Origin of the sequence: Streptomyces spinoverrucosus (assembly GCF_006539505.1) — a bacterium.
Classification (GTDB): domain Bacteria; phylum Actinomycetota; class Actinomycetes; order Streptomycetales; family Streptomycetaceae; genus Streptomyces; species Streptomyces spinoverrucosus.
In genome coordinates, this window is sequence record NZ_BJND01000016.1 from 269,490 (window position 1) to 285,513 (window position 16,024).

General features: G+C 72.1%; 13 protein-coding genes. 10 read left to right on the plus strand and 3 right to left on the minus strand.

What is annotated here, in order from left to right; translation table 11 throughout:
* Positions 1-32 precede the first annotated feature (32 nt).
* The 4 genes from rpoZ (at position 33) to SSP24_RS11490 (ending at position 5,323) form a co-directional block, all read left to right on the plus strand.
* Positions 33-305, plus strand: a complete 273-nt coding sequence (gene rpoZ, locus SSP24_RS11475; RefSeq protein WP_003988945.1) for a DNA-directed RNA polymerase subunit omega — start codon at positions 33-35, stop codon at positions 303-305.
* Between the two features lie 107 nt (positions 306-412).
* Positions 413-1,618 (plus strand): bifunctional phosphopantothenoylcysteine decarboxylase/phosphopantothenate--cysteine ligase CoaBC, encoded by a 1,206-nt coding sequence (gene coaBC, locus SSP24_RS11480; RefSeq protein ID WP_141309402.1) that lies wholly within the window; start codon positions 413-415, stop codon positions 1,616-1,618.
* 237 nt (positions 1,619-1,855) lie between these two features.
* Complete coding sequence (metK, locus tag SSP24_RS11485) at positions 1,856-3,064, plus strand: methionine adenosyltransferase (RefSeq protein ID WP_141309403.1); 1,209 nt, start codon at positions 1,856-1,858, stop codon at positions 3,062-3,064.
* Between the two features lie 105 nt (positions 3,065-3,169).
* A complete protein-coding gene (locus tag SSP24_RS11490; protein ID WP_141309404.1) occupies positions 3,170-5,323 on the plus strand; it encodes a primosomal protein N' in 2,154 nt (717 codons plus the stop codon).
* Between the two features lie 132 nt (positions 5,324-5,455).
* On the opposite strand, the gene SSP24_RS11495 is transcribed toward SSP24_RS11490, so the two are convergent.
* Positions 5,456-5,998 carry a hypothetical protein gene (locus SSP24_RS11495; RefSeq protein ID WP_141309405.1) on the minus strand — a complete coding sequence of 181 codons (543 nt, stop codon included), beginning with the start codon at positions 5,996-5,998 and terminating at the stop codon, positions 5,456-5,458.
* A 258-nt stretch (positions 5,999-6,256) separates the two neighbouring features.
* On the opposite strand from SSP24_RS11495, the gene fmt reads away from it, so the two are divergent.
* On the plus strand, positions 6,257-7,189 hold the full coding sequence (gene fmt / locus SSP24_RS11500) for a methionyl-tRNA formyltransferase (protein WP_141309406.1): 933 nt from the start codon (positions 6,257-6,259) through the stop codon (positions 7,187-7,189).
* 69 nt (positions 7,190-7,258) lie between these two features.
* Positions 7,259-8,677, plus strand: coding sequence for an RsmB/NOP family class I SAM-dependent RNA methyltransferase (locus SSP24_RS11505; RefSeq protein WP_141309407.1), 1,419 nt, complete (start codon positions 7,259-7,261; stop codon positions 8,675-8,677).
* On the opposite strand, the gene SSP24_RS11510 is transcribed toward SSP24_RS11505, so the two are convergent.
* On the minus strand, positions 8,658-10,850 hold the full coding sequence (locus SSP24_RS11510) for a beta-galactosidase (protein WP_141309408.1): 2,193 nt from the start codon (positions 10,848-10,850) through the stop codon (positions 8,658-8,660). The genes SSP24_RS11505 and SSP24_RS11510 overlap by 20 nt on opposite strands.
* 28 nt (positions 10,851-10,878) lie before the next feature.
* On the minus strand, positions 10,879-11,967 hold the full coding sequence (locus tag SSP24_RS11515) for a LacI family DNA-binding transcriptional regulator (RefSeq protein ID WP_167529565.1): 1,089 nt from the start codon (positions 11,965-11,967) through the stop codon (positions 10,879-10,881).
* A gap of 233 nt (positions 11,968-12,200) precedes the next feature.
* Between SSP24_RS11515 and rpe the strand changes: the two genes are divergently transcribed.
* The 4 genes from rpe to SSP24_RS11535 all read left to right on the plus strand — a co-directional run bounded on the left by rpe (position 12,201) and on the right by SSP24_RS11535 (position 15,985).
* Positions 12,201-12,887 carry a ribulose-phosphate 3-epimerase gene (rpe, locus tag SSP24_RS11520; protein WP_141309409.1) on the plus strand — a complete coding sequence of 229 codons (687 nt, stop codon included), beginning with the start codon at positions 12,201-12,203 and terminating at the stop codon, positions 12,885-12,887.
* An 89-nt stretch (positions 12,888-12,976) separates the two neighbouring features.
* A complete protein-coding gene (locus SSP24_RS11525) occupies positions 12,977-14,020 on the plus strand; it encodes a sugar-binding transcriptional regulator (RefSeq protein ID WP_141309410.1) in 1,044 nt (347 codons plus the stop codon).
* 76 nt (positions 14,021-14,096) lie between these two features.
* Positions 14,097-14,408, plus strand: a complete 312-nt coding sequence (locus SSP24_RS11530; RefSeq protein WP_141309411.1) for a barstar family protein — start codon at positions 14,097-14,099, stop codon at positions 14,406-14,408.
* Between the two features lie 131 nt (positions 14,409-14,539).
* Positions 14,540-15,985 carry a GuaB1 family IMP dehydrogenase-related protein gene (locus tag SSP24_RS11535; RefSeq protein ID WP_167529566.1) on the plus strand — a complete coding sequence of 482 codons (1,446 nt, stop codon included), beginning with the start codon at positions 14,540-14,542 and terminating at the stop codon, positions 15,983-15,985.
* Positions 15,986-16,024: the final 39 nt, after the last annotated feature.

A 16,024-nucleotide genomic window follows, 5' to 3' on the forward strand; every position in this document is an offset into this window, starting at 1 on the left:
CTGAATCTTTCCCATCCATCGGAAGGTAGAGCGTGTCCTCTTCCATCTCCGCGCCCGAGGGCATCATCAACCCGCCGATCGACGAGCTCCTCGAGGCCACCGACTCGAAGTACAGCCTCGTGATCTACGCGGCCAAGCGGGCCCGCCAGATCAACGCGTACTACTCGCAGCTCGGCGAGGGTCTGCTCGAGTACGTCGGTCCGCTCGTGGACACCCACGTCCACGAGAAGCCGCTCTCGATCGCCCTTCGTGAGATCAATGCGGGGCTGCTGACGTCCGAGGCCGTTGAGGGCCCGGCGCAGTAATATTTCCTGCTTGCAGCAGACTTATCCACAGGCCCGGCAGTACGACTGTCGGGCCTGTGGTGTGTCATAGACGCGTACGCCGTACGTGTCGAGTCCGGGGAGAGACGGTGGACAAGCCCAAGGTCGTTCTGGGGGTGAGCGGTGGCATCGCCGCGTACAAGGCCTGTGAGCTGCTGCGGCGGCTGACGGAGTCGGGCCACGACGTGCGCGTCGTCCCCACCGCCTCCGCGCTGCACTTCGTCGGCGCCGCGACCTGGTCCGCGCTGTCCGGCCACCCCGTCTCCACGGAGGTCTGGGACGACGTCCACGAGGTCCCGCACGTCCGCATCGGACAGCAGGCCGACCTGGTGGTCGTCGCCCCGGCCACCGCCGACATGCTCGCCAAGGCCGCCCACGGCCTCGCCGACGACCTGCTGACCAACACCCTGCTCACCGCCCGCTGCCCGGTCGTCTTCGCCCCCGCCATGCACACCGAGATGTGGGAGCACCCGGCGACCCAGGAGAACGTGGCGACGCTGCGCCGCGGGGGCGCGGTCGTCATCGAGCCCGCCGTCGGCCGCCTCACCGGCGTCGACACCGGCAAGGGCCGGCTGCCCGAGCCCGCCGAGATCTTCGAGGTCTGCCGCCGCGTGCTGGCCCGCGGTGTCACCGAGCCGGACCTCAAGGGCCGCCACGTCGTCGTCAGCGCCGGCGGCACCCGCGAGCCGCTCGACCCCGTCCGCTTCCTCGGTAACCGCTCCTCCGGCAAGCAGGGCTACGCCCTCGCGCGTACGGCCGCCGCGAGGGGCGCCCGCGTCACGTTGGTCGCCGCGAACACCACCGGGCTGCCCGACCCGGCGGGCGTGGACGTCGTCCAGGTCGGCACGGCCGTCCAACTGCGCGAGGCGGTGCTGAAGGCGGCCGCCGAGGCCGACGCGGTCGTGATGGCGGCGGCGGTCGCCGACTTCCGCCCGGCGACGTACGCGGCCGGGAAGATCAAGAAGCAGGACGGCCAGGACCCGGAACCGGTCGTGCTCATACGGAATCCGGACATCCTCGCGGAGATCTCGGCCGACCGCGCCCGCCCGGGACAGGTGATCGTCGGCTTCGCCGCCGAGACCGACGACGTCCTCGCCAACGGCCGCAAAAAACTTCAGCGCAAGGGCTGCGATCTGCTCGTGGTGAACGAGGTCGGCGAGCGCAAGACCTTCGGTTCGGAGCAGAACGAAGCGGTGGTGCTGGGTGCCGACGGCACCGAGACCCCCGTGCCGTACGGCCCCAAGGAGGCGCTGGCCGACATGGTCTGGGATCTCGTCGCGGAACGTCTGGGGTGATGGCCGCACGTTCTGTACGCCCCCTGGAACCGCCCATTCGCGGTGTGGCGCCCCTGGCCAACGTCACCGCACATTGGGCAGAATGCCCGTGCCGCAGGTCACAGGCCTCCCGAGAGGCGAGACGGGTGACCTCGTGGCGGAGAGCGACCGATAAACTGTTGTCGGACGTCGTCGGGCGCAGCCCCCGTCCCGTCCACCAATGATCAGCCAGCAGCCGCTGCAACCCCAGGGAGCGTTGTGTCCCGTCGCCTGTTCACCTCGGAGTCCGTGACCGAGGGTCACCCCGACAAGATCGCTGACCAGATCAGCGACACCATTCTCGACGCGCTCCTGCGCGAGGACCCGACGTCCCGGGTCGCCGTCGAGACCCTGATCACGACCGGTCTGGTGCACGTGGCCGGCGAAGTCACGACCAAGGCCTACGCACCGATCCCGCAGCTGGTCCGGGACAAGATCCTGGACATCGGCTACGACTCCTCGAAGAAGGGCTTCGACGGCGCCTCCTGCGGCGTCTCGGTGTCGATCGGCGCGCAGTCCCCGGACATCGCGCAGGGTGTGGACACGGCGTACGAGACCCGGGTCGAGGGCGACGACGACGAGCTGGACCGGCAGGGCGCCGGTGACCAGGGCCTGATGTTCGGCTACGCCTCGGACGAGACGCCGACGCTGATGCCGCTGCCGATCTTCCTGGCGCACCGCCTGTCGAAGCGCCTGTCCGACGTGCGCAAGAACGGCACGATCCCCTACCTGCGCCCGGACGGCAAGACGCAGGTCACCATCGAGTACGACGGCGACAAGGCCGTCCGCCTCGACACGGTCGTCGTCTCCTCGCAGCACGCCAGCGACATCGACCTGGACTCGCTGCTCGCTCCCGACATCCGCGAGTTCGTCGTGGAGCCGGAGCTGAAGGCGCTCCTCGACGACGGCATCAAGCTCGACACCGAGGGCTACCGCCTCCTGGTCAACCCCACCGGCCGCTTCGAGATCGGTGGCCCGATGGGTGACGCCGGCCTGACCGGCCGCAAGATCATCATCGACACGTACGGCGGCATGGCCCGCCACGGCGGCGGCGCCTTCTCCGGCAAGGACCCGTCCAAGGTGGACCGCTCGGCGGCGTACGCGATGCGCTGGGTCGCCAAGAACGTCGTCGCCGCGGGCCTGGCGTCCCGCTGCGAGGTCCAGGTGGCCTACGCGATCGGCAAGGCCGAGCCGGTCGGTCTGTTCGTCGAGACCTTCGGCACCGCCAAGATCGACCATGAGAAGATCGAGAAGGCCATCGACGAGGTCTTCGACCTCCGCCCGGCCGCCATCATCCGCGACCTCGACCTGCTCCGCCCGATCTACGCCCAGACCGCGGCGTACGGCCACTTCGGCCGTGAGCTTCCCGACTTCACCTGGGAGCGCACGGACCGCGTGGACGCGCTGCGCGCGGCCGCGGGGCTGTAAGCCCGCCCTTCGCCCGACGCGAGGCCCGGTTTCCCTTCGGGGGCCGGGCCTCGGTGCGTTCCCGGGCGGCGTCGTTTGTCAGTGGCGTTTGGTAAGAATGCAAGCGTGAGCAGCGACAACAGCCGGGGGGACAGCGGCGCCGAGGGTGCGCCGCCGGAGCAGCTCGCGCTCATCCGGGAGAGCGTCCGCAAGGCCAAGGAGCCCCGGGCCAAGCCCCGTACTTGGCGAGGGGCCGCGCTGGCCAAGGAGCTGCCCGTCGCGCGGGTGCTCGTGGACAAGGGCGTGCTCCATCTCGACCGGTACTTCGACTACGCCGTGCCGGAGGAACTCGACGCCGAGGCACAGCCCGGGGTGCGGGTGCGGGTGCGGTTCGGGGCCGGACGGCATCGGGTGCGCGAAGGGCGCCGTGAGGGCGGGGGACTGATCGACGGGTTCCTCGTCGAGCGGCGGGCCGAGTCGGACTACTCGGGGCCGTTGGCGGCGCTGGCCCAGGTGGTGTCGCCGGAGCCGGTGCTGAGCGAGGAACTGCTGGGACTGGCCCGGGCCGTGGCCGACCGGTACGCCGGGAGCCTTGCCGATGTGCTGCAGCTCGCCGTGCCGCCGCGCAGCGCCCGGGCCGAGCAGCGACCGTCACCCGCGCCGCTGCCTCCGCCCCCCGCGCCCGAGGCGGGGTCCTGGGCACGCTACGAGCGGGGAGCCGCCTTCCTGGAGGCGCTGGCCTCCGGGGGCGCTCCACGGGCCGTGTGGAACGCCCTGGCCGGGCCCGAGTGGAGTGCGGAGCTGGCCCGCGCTGTCGCCGCGACCCTGGCCTCGGGGCGCGGCGCGCTGGTTGTCGTACCGGATGGCCGGACCGCCTCCCGGGTCGATGCCGAGTTGACGGCTCTCCTGGGTGAGGGGCGGCATGCGCTGTTGACGGCCGAGGCGGGGCCCGAGAAGCGGTACGGGGAGTGGCTTGCCGTGCGGCGCGGGTCGGTACGGGCCGTGGTGGGGACGCGGGCCGCGATGTTCGCGCCCGTTCAGGACCTCGGGCTGGTCGCCATCTGGGACGACGGGGACGACAGCCACAGCGAGCAGCACGCGCCGCAGCCGCATGCCAGGGACGTGCTGTTGCTGCGCGCCGCCCAGGACAAGTGCGCCTTCTTGCTCGGAAGTTGGAGCTGCACCGTGGAGGCGGCGCAGCTGGTGGAGAGCGGGTGGGCGCGCCCGTTGGTCGCCGTGCGGGACCAGGTGCGGGCCGCGGCCCCGCTGATACGGACCGTGGGTGATCAGGATCTGGCGCGGGACGAGGCCGCGCGCGCCGCCCGGCTGCCGAGCCTTGCCTGGCAGGTGGTCCGGGACGGGCTGCGGCACGGGCCGGTGCTGGTGCAGGTGCCGCGGCGCGGCTATGTACCGAGAATGGCCTGTGCGCAGTGCCGGGCGCCCGCGCGTTGCCGGCATTGCGCGGGGCCGCTTCAGGCGCGGGACGCCGGGGCGCTGCGCTGCGGGTGGTGCGGGCGCGAGGAGGGCTCGTGGCACTGCCCGGAGTGCGGGGCGTTCCGGCTGCGGGCGCAGGTCGTGGGGGCGCGGCGGACCGCCGAGGAGCTGGGGCGGGCGTTTCCGGCCGTGCCGGTGCGGACGTCCGGGCGGGAGCAGGTGCTGGACACGGTGCCGGGAGCGCCCGCGCTGGTGGTGAGCACGCCGGGGGCCGAGCCCGTCGCCGAGGGCGGGTACGCGGCGGCGCTGCTGCTCGACGGGTGGGCCATGCTCGGGCGGCCCGATCTGCGCGCCGGTGAGGACGCGTTGCGGCGCTGGATCGCGGCCTCGGCGCTCGTACGGCCGCAGGGTGACGGGGGCACCGTGGTCGTCGTCGCCGAGCCGACGTTGCGGCCCGTGCAGGCGCTGGTGCGGTGGGATCCCGTGGGGCATGCGGTACGGGAGCTGGCCGAGCGGGCCGAGCTGGGGTTTCCGCCGGTGTCGCGGATGGCGGCCGTGTCGGGGACGGCGGAGGCGGTCGCCGAGTTCCTGGCGATGGTCGAACTGCCGTCTCAGGCCGAGGTGTTGGGGCCCGTGCCGCTGCCGGTCACGCCGGTCGCGGCGGGGCGGTCGCGGCGGGCGGGGGCGCCGCCTGCCGGGGAGCAGTGGGTGCGGGCGCTGGTCCGTGTGCCGCCGGGGCGGGGGTCGGCGCTGGCGGCGGCGCTGAAGGCCGCGCAGGCGGCGCGGATGGCTCGGGGGAGTGGGGCGGCGCTGTGGGTGCGGATCGATCCGCCCGACATCGGCTGAGCTGCCCCGTTGGGCCGGGGTGGATCCCGGCGGGGTATACGGCTGCCCTCCCGGATGTGGCCGGGAGGGCGGGGTCTGGCAGCCGGGGGTGGGTCAGCCCTTGGGGTCAGCCGCAGGGGGCAGCCATCGGGGTCAGCCGTTGCGAGGGCCGGGGAAGGCGGTCGGCCTGGCCTCGTCGCGCAGTGCCGGGCTGCCCGCCGTCGGCTGGGTCGGCATCGAGCGGGCCGCGGGGACCGTCGGCACCGTGGAGATGCCGGTGCCGACGTTCACCGTGCGGGTGCCCGACGGCTCCGTGCTGCGCTCGGCCTCGGCGGTCGCCTGGGTGGTGGCGCGGCGCGAGCCGTAGCGGCGGTGCACCGCCTGTTTGGTGACTCCGAGGGCGGAGCCCACCGCGTCCCACGAGAAGCCGAGTGAACGGTCGAAGTCCACCGCGGCCGTGACCAGGGTCTCGACACTGTCCCGCAGTTCCTGGGCGAGACGGACCGTCGGGGCGGGGGCGCGTCCGTAGACGACGAAGCCCGTGGAGGGGCCGGAGCGGCGCGGGCGGTAGACGTTGCCCAACTGGGCCGTGAGCGTGCGGAGTGCGTCCACCTGCCGGCGGACCCGCTCGATGTCCCGCACCAGCAAGTGCAGGCTGGCCCGAGCCTGGGCGTCGTGGGTTGCGTGGTCGGCCATGAACAAGCCTCTCGAACCGGCGTTGAAGAGAAAGGATCGGGCCGCTGGGGCGGCCCGTTGGTCAACTCTTTCTTGACCAACGCGGATTCGCTCCGCGGGTCACGCTGTGGGGGCGTATGGGCATATGCGTGCGCCGTGCTGCGGGTGGAGCGCTGGGGGACCCATCCCGTGGGGGTTGATCGCCGTCGGCGGCTTGCTGGGCTTCTAGACTTGTGCGTTGCCCCTGACCAACCCCAGCCGAGAGGCCCGTGTCCGCACATGAAGCTTGTCTTCGCCGGTACCCCCGAGGTCGCTGTTCCCGCTCTGGACGCCCTGCTCGACTCCGGGCGGCACGAGGTGGTCGCCGTTGTCACGCGGCCGGACGCCCCGGCCGGGCGTGGGCGCAGGCTGGTCGCGTCCCCCGTGGCGGAGCGGGCGGAGGAGGCCGGTATCGAGGTGCTGAAGCCGGTCAGGCCGCGGGAGCCGGAGTTCCTGGAGCGGCTGCGGGAGATCGGGCCCGACTGCTGCCCCGTCGTGGCGTACGGGGCGCTGCTGCCCCGGGTCGCCCTCGACATCCCCACCCACGGCTGGGTCAACCTGCACTTCTCGCTGCTGCCCGCCTGGCGCGGCGCCGCGCCCGTGCAGCACGCCATCATGGCGGGCGACGAGATCACGGGCGCGTCCACGTTCCTCATCGAGGAGGGGCTCGACTCGGGGCCCGTCTACGGAACCGTCACCGAGACCGTCCGCCCCACCGACACCAGCGGTGACCTGCTGACCCGGCTCGCCTTCGCCGGCGCCGGGCTGCTCGCCGCGACCATGGACGGCATCGCGGACGGCACCCTGAAGGCCGTACCGCAGCCCGCCGACGGCGTGACCGTCGCACCGAAGATCACCGTCGAGGACGCCCGGGTGGACTGGTCGGCCCCCGCCCTGCGCGTGGACCGGGTGGTGCGCGGCTGCACGCCCGCGCCCGGCGCCTGGACCACCTTCCGGGGTGAGCGGCTCAAGCTCGTGCAGGTCGCGCTCGTACCCGACCGGACCGACCTCGCCCCGCGGCAGCTGTCCGTCGGCAAGAACAATGTGTACGTCGGCACCGGCTCGCACGCCGTCGAGCTGCTGTGGGTGCAGGCCCAGGGCAAGAAGCCGATGCGGGCCGCGGACTGGGCCCGTGGCGTGCGGATCGCGGACGGTGAGGTGCTCGGGGGCTGAGCCGCTGCGGCAGGCCGTTCGACGTACGCTGGGGTGCACACCGTATACAGAAATCCGGAGCACCTTTACGTGAGCGACACCTCCCGTCGGCCCCGCAAACCGGGCAAGCCCTATCGTCGGCCCAAGAAGGACCCCGTCCGCATCCTTGCCTTCGAGGCGCTGCGGGCCGTCGACGAGAGGGACGCGTACGCCAATCTCGTACTGCCGCCGCTGCTGCGGAAGGCGCGGGAGGGCGGGGACTTCGACGGGCGGGACGCGGCGCTGGCGACGGAGCTGGTGTACGGGACGCTGCGGCGGCAGGGGACGTACGACGCCGTGCTCGCGGAGTGCGTCGACCGGCCGCTCAGGGAGGTCGATCCGCCGGTCCTGGATGTGCTGAGCCTCGGTGTGCACCAGTTGCTCGGCACGCGGATCCCCTCGCACGCCGCCGTGTCCGCCACGGTGGAGCTGGCCCGGGTCGTGCTCGGGGACGGGCGGGCCAAGTTCGTGAACGCCGTGCTGCGCAAGGTCGCGCAGCACGACCTCGACGGGTGGCTGGAGCGGGTCGCGCCGCCCTACGACGAGGACCCCGAGGAGCACCTCGCCGTCGTGCACTCGCATCCGCGCTGGGTCGTCTCCGCGCTGTGGGACTCGCTCGGCGGTGGCCGGGCCGGTATCGAGGAACTGCTCGCCGCCGACAACGAGCGGCCCGAGGTGACGCTGGTCGCGAGACCGGGCCGGGCCACGACCGACGAGCTGCTACGCGAGGACGCCGCCGTGCCGGGGCGCTGGTCACCGTACGCGGTACGGCTCACCGAGGGCGGGGAGCCCGGGGCCATCGAGGCCGTACGGGAGGGCCGGGCCGGCGTGCAGGACGAGGGGAGCCAGCTGGTCGCGCTGGCCCTGGCGAACGCGCCGCTCGACGGGCCCGACGAGAAGTGGCTGGACGGGTGTGCCGGGCCGGGCGGCAAGGCGGCGCTGCTCGGCGCGCTCGCCGCCGAGCGGGGCGCCGCCCTGCTCGCCGCGGAGAAGCAGCCGCATCGGGCGGGGCTGGTGGCGAAGGCGCTGCACGGCAACCCCGGGCCGTACCAGGTCATCACCGCCGACGGGACCCGGCCGCCGTGGCGGCACGGCTCGTTCGACCGGGTGCTGATGGACGTGCCCTGCACCGGGCTCGGCGCCCTGCGCCGGCGGCCCGAGGCCCGGTGGCGGCGCCGCCCGGAGGACCTCGACGGGTTCGCTCCGCTCCAGCGCGGGCTGCTGCGCACGGCCCTGGAGTCCGTGCGGGTCGGCGGGATCGTCGGGTACGCCACCTGCTCGCCGCATCTCGCGGAGACGCGGGCCGTGGTCGCCGACGTGCTCAAGCAGTACCCGGAGGCCGAACTGGTCGACGCCCGGCCGCTGCTGCCGGGCGTACCGGACCTGGGGGACGGTCCGGACGTACAGCTGTGGCCGCATCTGCACGGGACGGACGCGATGTATCTGGCGATCATCCGCCGGACCGCCTGAGCTTCCACTCCTGCGAGCCGTCCCCGGCCGCGGAGTGGGCATGATGAGCGGTGCTCGCGGCGACCAACACCCGCACGTCCCAGGCGCCGAGGTCGAGCGCGGTGCCTGCGGGGAGGGAGCTGCCGTCCAGGAGGTCGGACAGCTCCACCGGGGTCGCGACGGTTGTCGGTTCCCAGCTCCAGTTGTGGATCACATGGACGCGGTGTCCCTCGGGGGACGTCCCGGTCGTCGCGGTGACGGTCTCCGGCAGGTGGTGCCAGCCGCTGATCGCGGACGGCACGAGCCACTCGGCCAGTGCCCGGGCGAAGCCGCGTCCCGGGACCGTGCCGACGTAGGTGATGCGGCCCGCGCCGTGGCGGCGGGTGGTGACCGTGGGCCAGCGGCCGAAGTGCGGGTGGTCGTACTCGGCGAGCACCTCGGCGTCGACGACGTTCAGGCACTCGATCCAGTGCGTCGCCGTCCCACCCGCCAGCGCTTTGAGCGGACCGTCCGCCGACGCACGCACCGGAACGTCTCCGGTCAGATTGCTGAATTCGTCGTACGTCACCCCCGCGACCTCGGCCAGACGTCCCGGCGCCGGTTCGAGTCGCGCTCGCGCCTCGTGGTCGGCGTACCCGGTGCGGGGACCGAGGACCAGGTGGCCGCCCGCGTGGGCGTAGGCGGCGAGCCAGTCGAGGGTCGCGTCGTCGGTGATGTACAGCGCCGGGGCCACCAGCACCGGGTGACGCCGTACGGCCGCTGCGGGAGTCGTCCGAGGCAGCTGCCGCGCGTGCACGATCCGCACCTGGCGGCCCGTGTCGAAGGCGCCCCGGTAGAACGGGTCGAAGATCCGGTGGTAGGCGGCCGGGTCCGGTTCGCCGTCGGGGGTCGCGAGCGGTGGGTACTTCTGCATCAGCCACTTGCTCGGCGTCGAGTAGACCATCGCGATGTCGGCGTCCGGTTCGAGCCCGGCGACGAGTTCTCCCGCCTTGTGGAACTCGGCGCCCAGGCGTGCCAGTTCGGCGTACGTTCGGCCCGGTTGTCCACTGTGCGGCAGGACTCCGCCCCAGTACGTCTCCGCGCCGAAGCGCAGGGTCTGCCACTGCCAGTACTCGATCATGCGCGCGCCGCGGGCCACGTGCGCCCAGGCGGCCTGGCGCCACTGGCCGTCGTAGGCGGGCCGGTTGTCCCATGGGAAGCCGATGGAGTTCGCGTTGGTCTCGGTGACCAGGAACGGCTCCTGACGTGAGGAGAACATCCAGTCCGCGGTCTGGTACATCGACCAGACGCCGGTCGTCTTCCACTTCTGTTCGTGCTGGTCGGGTGTGGGGTCGGGCAGCAGGAGGCCGTCCTGCATGTCGTAGTACGGGTTGCCGGAGGCGATGTCGAGCCGGGCGGACAGCTCGTCGTCCGCCACGCCTTGGCGGGTGTAGGAGATGCAGGTGGTGACGAACTGGCCGGGGCGGGCGTACTCCCGGACGATGTCGGCCTGCCAGCCGATGAACTCGATGACCTGGCGGGCCTGGAACGCCCGCCAGGCGACGTCGTACTGGGGCTGGGTGTTGCCGTCCGGCGTCCACAGGTCGGCCCACGTGGACAGGCGGTGCGACCAGTAGACCAGGCCCCACTCGCGGTTGAGGGTCTCGACGTCGCCGTAGGTGGCCCGCAGGTGGTCGACGAAGCGCTGGAAGACGCCGTGGTTGTGGAAGAGGTGCACACCCGGCTCGTTGTCCACCTGCCAGCCGATGACCGCCGGGTGCTCGGCGTACCGTGCGGCGATCTTCCGGATCACGCGCTCGGCGTGGAACCGGAAGGCCGGGTGGGTGAAGTCGGCCTCCTGGCGGCCGCCCCAGCCGAAGCGCTGGCCGGTGGCGTACTCCCCAGCGATCTCCGGGTACTGCCGGGCCAGCCACGGCGGTACGGCGTACGTCGGCGTGCCTAGGATGACGGAGATGCCGCGCTCGTGGGCGCCGTCGAGGACGGGCTGGAGCCAGTCGAGGTCGAAGCGGCCGTTCTCCGGTTCCCACGTCGACCACACCGACTCGCCGACCCGGATGACGGTGAAGTGCGCGTCGGCCATCAGATCGAGGTCGGTCTTGAGCCGTTCACCGGGCCGCAGTCCGGCGTCGTAGGCGGGCGTGTACTCGTGGTAGTAGGCGGCACCGAACAGGACGCGGGCGGGCAGATCCGCCATGGACAAACCTCCGGAAGAAGTTGGGGGTTTACTGCTTGGCGCCACCGGTGGTGAGCCCGCTCTGCACCCGGTTCGGCGGGGGCGCGGTCGAGGCGCGGACGATGAGGTCGACCGCTGGGACGCTCGCCGGAAGCGGATCGGCCTGCGGGTTCTCGATGGCGTGTACGAGACGCTTGAGCCCCTCCTGCGCCACGGCGTCGAACGGCTGGCGCACCGTGGTCAGGGGCGGTGTCACATAGGCGGCGACCGGGACGTCGTCGAAGCCGACGACGCTCACGTCCTGCGGCACGCGCCGGCCGGCTTCCGTCAGCGCGCGGATCAGGCCGATGGCCATGTCGTCGTTGGCGGCGAACACCGCGGTCACCTCCGGATCGGCGGCCAGGACGCGGCCCGCCGCGAAGCCGGACGCGGCCGACCAGTCGCCCTCGATGACCGGCGGCTCGTGCCTGCCGTGCGCGGCCAGCGCCGCCCGCCATCCGTCGAGACGGTCCCGGGCGGCATACCAGCGCTGCGGACCGGCGAGGTGATGGACCGTCGCGTGCCCGAGGCCCAGCAGGTGTTCGGTGGCCGCCCGCGCCATCAGGTCGGCGCCGCCGCCCGCGGCGAGTACCGTCGCGGCGTCGAACGGCGGCGGCGCGCCGAGGACCAGGACCGGCACGGCGACGGAGAGGTCGCGCTGATTCCCGCCGTCGCCCGGCTCGTCGATCGGCTCGGAGATGACGATGCCGTCCACGCCCTGGTCGAGGAGCGAGTCCACGGCACCCCAGATGCCGTCCGGGTCCCCTTCCACCGTGTTGACCACGCGCAGCGCGTACCCCGTGTCCCGGACAGCCCGCTCGATGCCCATGAGCAGTGAGGCGGGCCCGAACAGGGCGGTCCCCAGCGTCACCACGCCGATGGAGCGGGTTCGTCCCGAGGCCAGCGCCCGGGCGGCGTTGTTGCGCCGGTAGCCGAGTTCCTCGGCGGCCTCCAGGACGCGGCGGCGGACGGCGTCGGAGACGTAGGGCTCGTCGTTGAAGACCCGGGACACGGTCTTCTGGGAGACCCCCGCCAGCCGGGCCACGTCCACACTGCGCGGCGCGGCGGAACTCCCGTCCCGCCCTGTCCGTCGCGTCATGGTGTCTCCCGGCCGATGCGGTCGCTGTGACTGCGCTGTCATGACTGCGCCGTCATGTCTACGTATCCGAACAGGACCCGTCAAGACGTCGCGCACCGTTTTCGCGGGTGCGGTTCGCGGCGGACCCGATCTCGGCCATCTCAAGTCCCTTGGCGCCCCGCCCGGAAATCCGAAGAGCGTCCGATATGCCGAACGGCGCGAACATCCGTGCAGGGACATGGCACGCTTAGGGCATGGCCGTGCAGATCAACCCCAGCATCCTGTCCGCCGACTTCGCCCGTCTCGCCGACGAGGCGCGGGCGGTCGAAGGGGCCGACTGGCTCCACGTCGACGTCATGGACAACCATTTCGTCCCGAACCTCACGCTCGGCGTGCCGGTCGTGGAGTCCCTGGCCCGTGCGACGGACACCCCGCTGGACTGCCATCTGATGATCGAGGCCCCCGATCGGTGGGCCCCTCAGTACGTGGAGGCCGGTGCCTCCTCGGTCACCTTCCACGTCGAAGCGGCCGCCGCGCCGGTACGGCTGGCCCGGGAGATCCGGGCCAAGGGCGCCCGGGCGTCCATGGCGCTGAAGCCGGCGACGCCCATCGAACCGTACGAGGATCTGCTGCCCGAGCTCGACATGCTGCTGATCATGACGGTCGAGCCGGGCTTCGGCGGGCAGGCGTTCCTGGACATCATGCTGCCCAAGATCCGCCGTACCCGGGAACTGATCAGCAAGCACGGCCTGGAGCTGTGGCTCCAGGTCGACGGCGGAGTCTCGGACGCGACGATCGAGCGCTGCGCGGAAGCGGGCGCCGATGTCTTCGTGGCCGGTTCCGCCGTGTACGGGGCCGCCGACCCGGCCGCCGCGGTGCGTGCCCTGCGCGCCAAGGCGGAGACCGCGACAAAGCACGCGGCATGGGCGTGCGACCACTGAGCCACGGTTACGTGAACGGCGCCCGTCGGGCGCCCAGCAGGGCTGATCAAGCGCGCCGTATCTGCAAGGATGAACGGCGAATCCAGAGTGTGAACAGCAGTGAGGAGATCGCCGTGTCGGGTATGTCGGCGGGCCGGTCAGCCATGCGGATGGGACCCGCTGAGCTGGTGCAGGCGGCGGCCATGGCCCGCCGCTTCTACCTCGAGGGCAAATCCAAGATCCAGATCGCGGAGGAGTTCGGCGTCAGCCGCTTCAAGGTGGCCCGGGTCCTGGAGACCGCCCTCGAACGGGATCTCGTACGCATCGAGATCCGTGTGCCGGCCGAGCTGGACGCGGAGCGCTCGGACGCGCTGCGCGCCCGCTACGGCCTCAGGCACGCCGTCGTGGTCGAGTCCCCGGCCGAGGCCGAGGAGACCCCCGACCCCGAGAACCTGGGCGAGGTGGCCGCCGACCTGCTCGGCGAGCTGGTCAACGAGGGCGATGTGCTCGGGCTGGCCTGGGGCCGGTCCACCATCCACATGGCCGCCGCCCTCGACAAGCTGCCGCCCTGCACGGTGGTGCAGCTGACGGGCGTGTACGACGCCGGGACCGCCGAGCGCGGCTCGGTGGAGGCCGTCCGCCGGGCCGCGCAGGTCTCCGGCGGCGACGCCCACCCCATCTACGCGCCGATGCTGCTGCCGGACGCCGCCACCGCGGCCGCGCTGCGCCACCAGACGGGGATCGCCCGGGCCTTCGAGTACTTCGACAAGGTCACGGTCGCCTGTGTCTCCATCGGCTCCTGGGAGCCGGGCATCTCCACGGTGCACGACATGCTCAGCGACGAGGAGCGCTCCCACTACGCGTCCCTCGGTGTCGCCGCCGAGATGTCCGCGCACCTCTTCGACGCCGACGGCCGCCGGGTCGGCCGGGACCTGGGGGAGCGGTGCATCACGGTCAAGGCCGACCAGCTGCGCCGTATCCCCGAGGTGGTCGCGATCGCCGGCGGGCAGCGCAAGGCGGCCGCCATCGACGCGGTGCTGCGGTCCGGGCTCGTCACCAGCCTGGTCACGGACACCTCCGCGGCCGACTACCTGATGACGGTCGGACCGACGCCGCGCCCGGCGCTGAACCGGGCCGATCCTGACGGTCCCTGAGAGAACATCAGGAAGGGGGGCGGCCGCGGCCGCCCCCTCGTTCATCGACGATCACTACGACCTGGGCGGTGCCGAGATGACGGAACTCGTGGTCACTCTGGACCTCGACGGGGTCATGGACAAGCCGGACCTGATGGAACGCTGCGCCGAGACCCTGGAGTTGCCCGACTGGTTCGGCCGCAACTGGGACGCGCTCGCCGACAGCCTCTCCGATCCCTCCGTGTGGCCCGCGGAGGCCGCGGACGGGCTCCTGGTCGTCGTACGGAACTGGCAGCCGTACGCGAAGGCGCGGCCGGAGGAGTGGGAGATCGCCCAGGAGGTGTTCTCCGCGGCTGTGAACCGGGCGCCGTCACTCACGGTGATGCTTGCTCTCGGAGGATCCTCCTAAGGGCCCTCTGACCTGCTCGTATGAAGCGACCGTGCAGTGCATTCCGGTCAGCATGGGACAATGAAGTACGTGCTCTTCCCCCTGGCTGACCTGTCCGGGGGCCACCTCTGAACGACTGGGATGTGCAGCACGTGCGTTTCCTCAATGACATCCAGCCCTCGTACGACCTGACGTACGACGACGTGTTCATGGTGCCGAGCCGCAGCGCGGTCGGCTCCCGTCAGGGCGTGGACCTCAGCTCCCCGGACGGCACGGGCACCACGATTCCGCTCGTCGTCGCCAACATGACCGCCATCGCCGGCCGCCGCATGGCCGAGACCGTGGCGCGCCGTGGCGGCCTCGTGGTCATCCCGCAGGACATCCCCATCGACGTCGTCACCGAGGTCGTCTCCTGGGTGAAGAGCCGCCATCTGGTCCTCGACACCCCGATCGTGCTGGCCCCGCACCAGACCGTCGCCGACGCGCTCTCCCTGCTGCCCAAGCGGGCGCACAACGCCGGTGTCGTCGTCGACGAGGAGCAGCGCCCGATCGGTGTCGTCACCGACCGGGACCTCACCGGCGTCGACCGCTTCACCCAGCTCGAAGTGGTCATGTCCAAGGACGAGCTGCTCCTGCTCGACGCCGACATGGACCCCCGCGAGGCCTTCAACACCCTCGACCACCACAACCGGCGCTACGCCCCCGCCGTCGACGCCGACGGCAAGCTCGTCGGCATCCTCACCCGCAAGGGCGCGCTGCGCGCCACGCTGTACACGCCGGCCGTCGACGCTCAGGGCAGGCTGCGCATAGCCGCCGCCGTCGGCATCAACGGCGATGTCGCGGGCAAGGCCAAGCAGCTGCTCGACGCGGGCGTCGACACGCTCGTCATCGACACCGCGCACGGCCACCAGGAGTCGATGATCAACGCCATCAAGGTGGTGCGCGCCCTCGGCCCGCAGGTGCCGATCGTGGCCGGCAACATCGTCTCGGCGGAGGGTGTGCGCGACCTGATCGAGGCGGGCGCCGACATCGTCAAGGTCGGTGTGGGCCCGGGTGCCATGTGCACCACCCGGATGATGACCGGCGTGGGCCGGCCGCAGTTCTCGGCCGTGCTGGAGTGCGCCCCCGAGGCGAAGAAGTACGGCAAGCACGTGTGGGCGGACGGCGGTGTCCGGCACCCGCGGGACGTGGCGATGGCGCTGGCCGCCGGTGCCTCCAACGTGATGGTCGGCTCGTGGTTCGCGGGCACATACGAGTCGCCGGGCGACCTTCAGCACGACGCCAGCGGGCGTGCGTACAAGGAGTCGTTCGGCATGGCGTCCGCGCGCGCGGTGGCCAATCGCACGGCGGAGGAGTCGGCGTACGACCGCGCCCGCAAGGGCCTGTTCGAGGAGGGCATCTCCACCTCCCGGATGTTCCTCGACCCGGCCCGGCCCGGCGTCGAGGACCTGATCGACTCGATCATCGCGGGCGTCCGCTCCTCCTGCACCTACGCCGGCGCCGCCTCCCTGGAGGAGTTCGCCGAGAAGGCCGTCATCGGCATACAGAGCGCCGCCGGTTACGCCGAGGGCAAGCCGCTGCACGCCAGCTGGAACTGACCCAACTGCTTACGGACGGCCCCCGGTGAAAATCGGGGG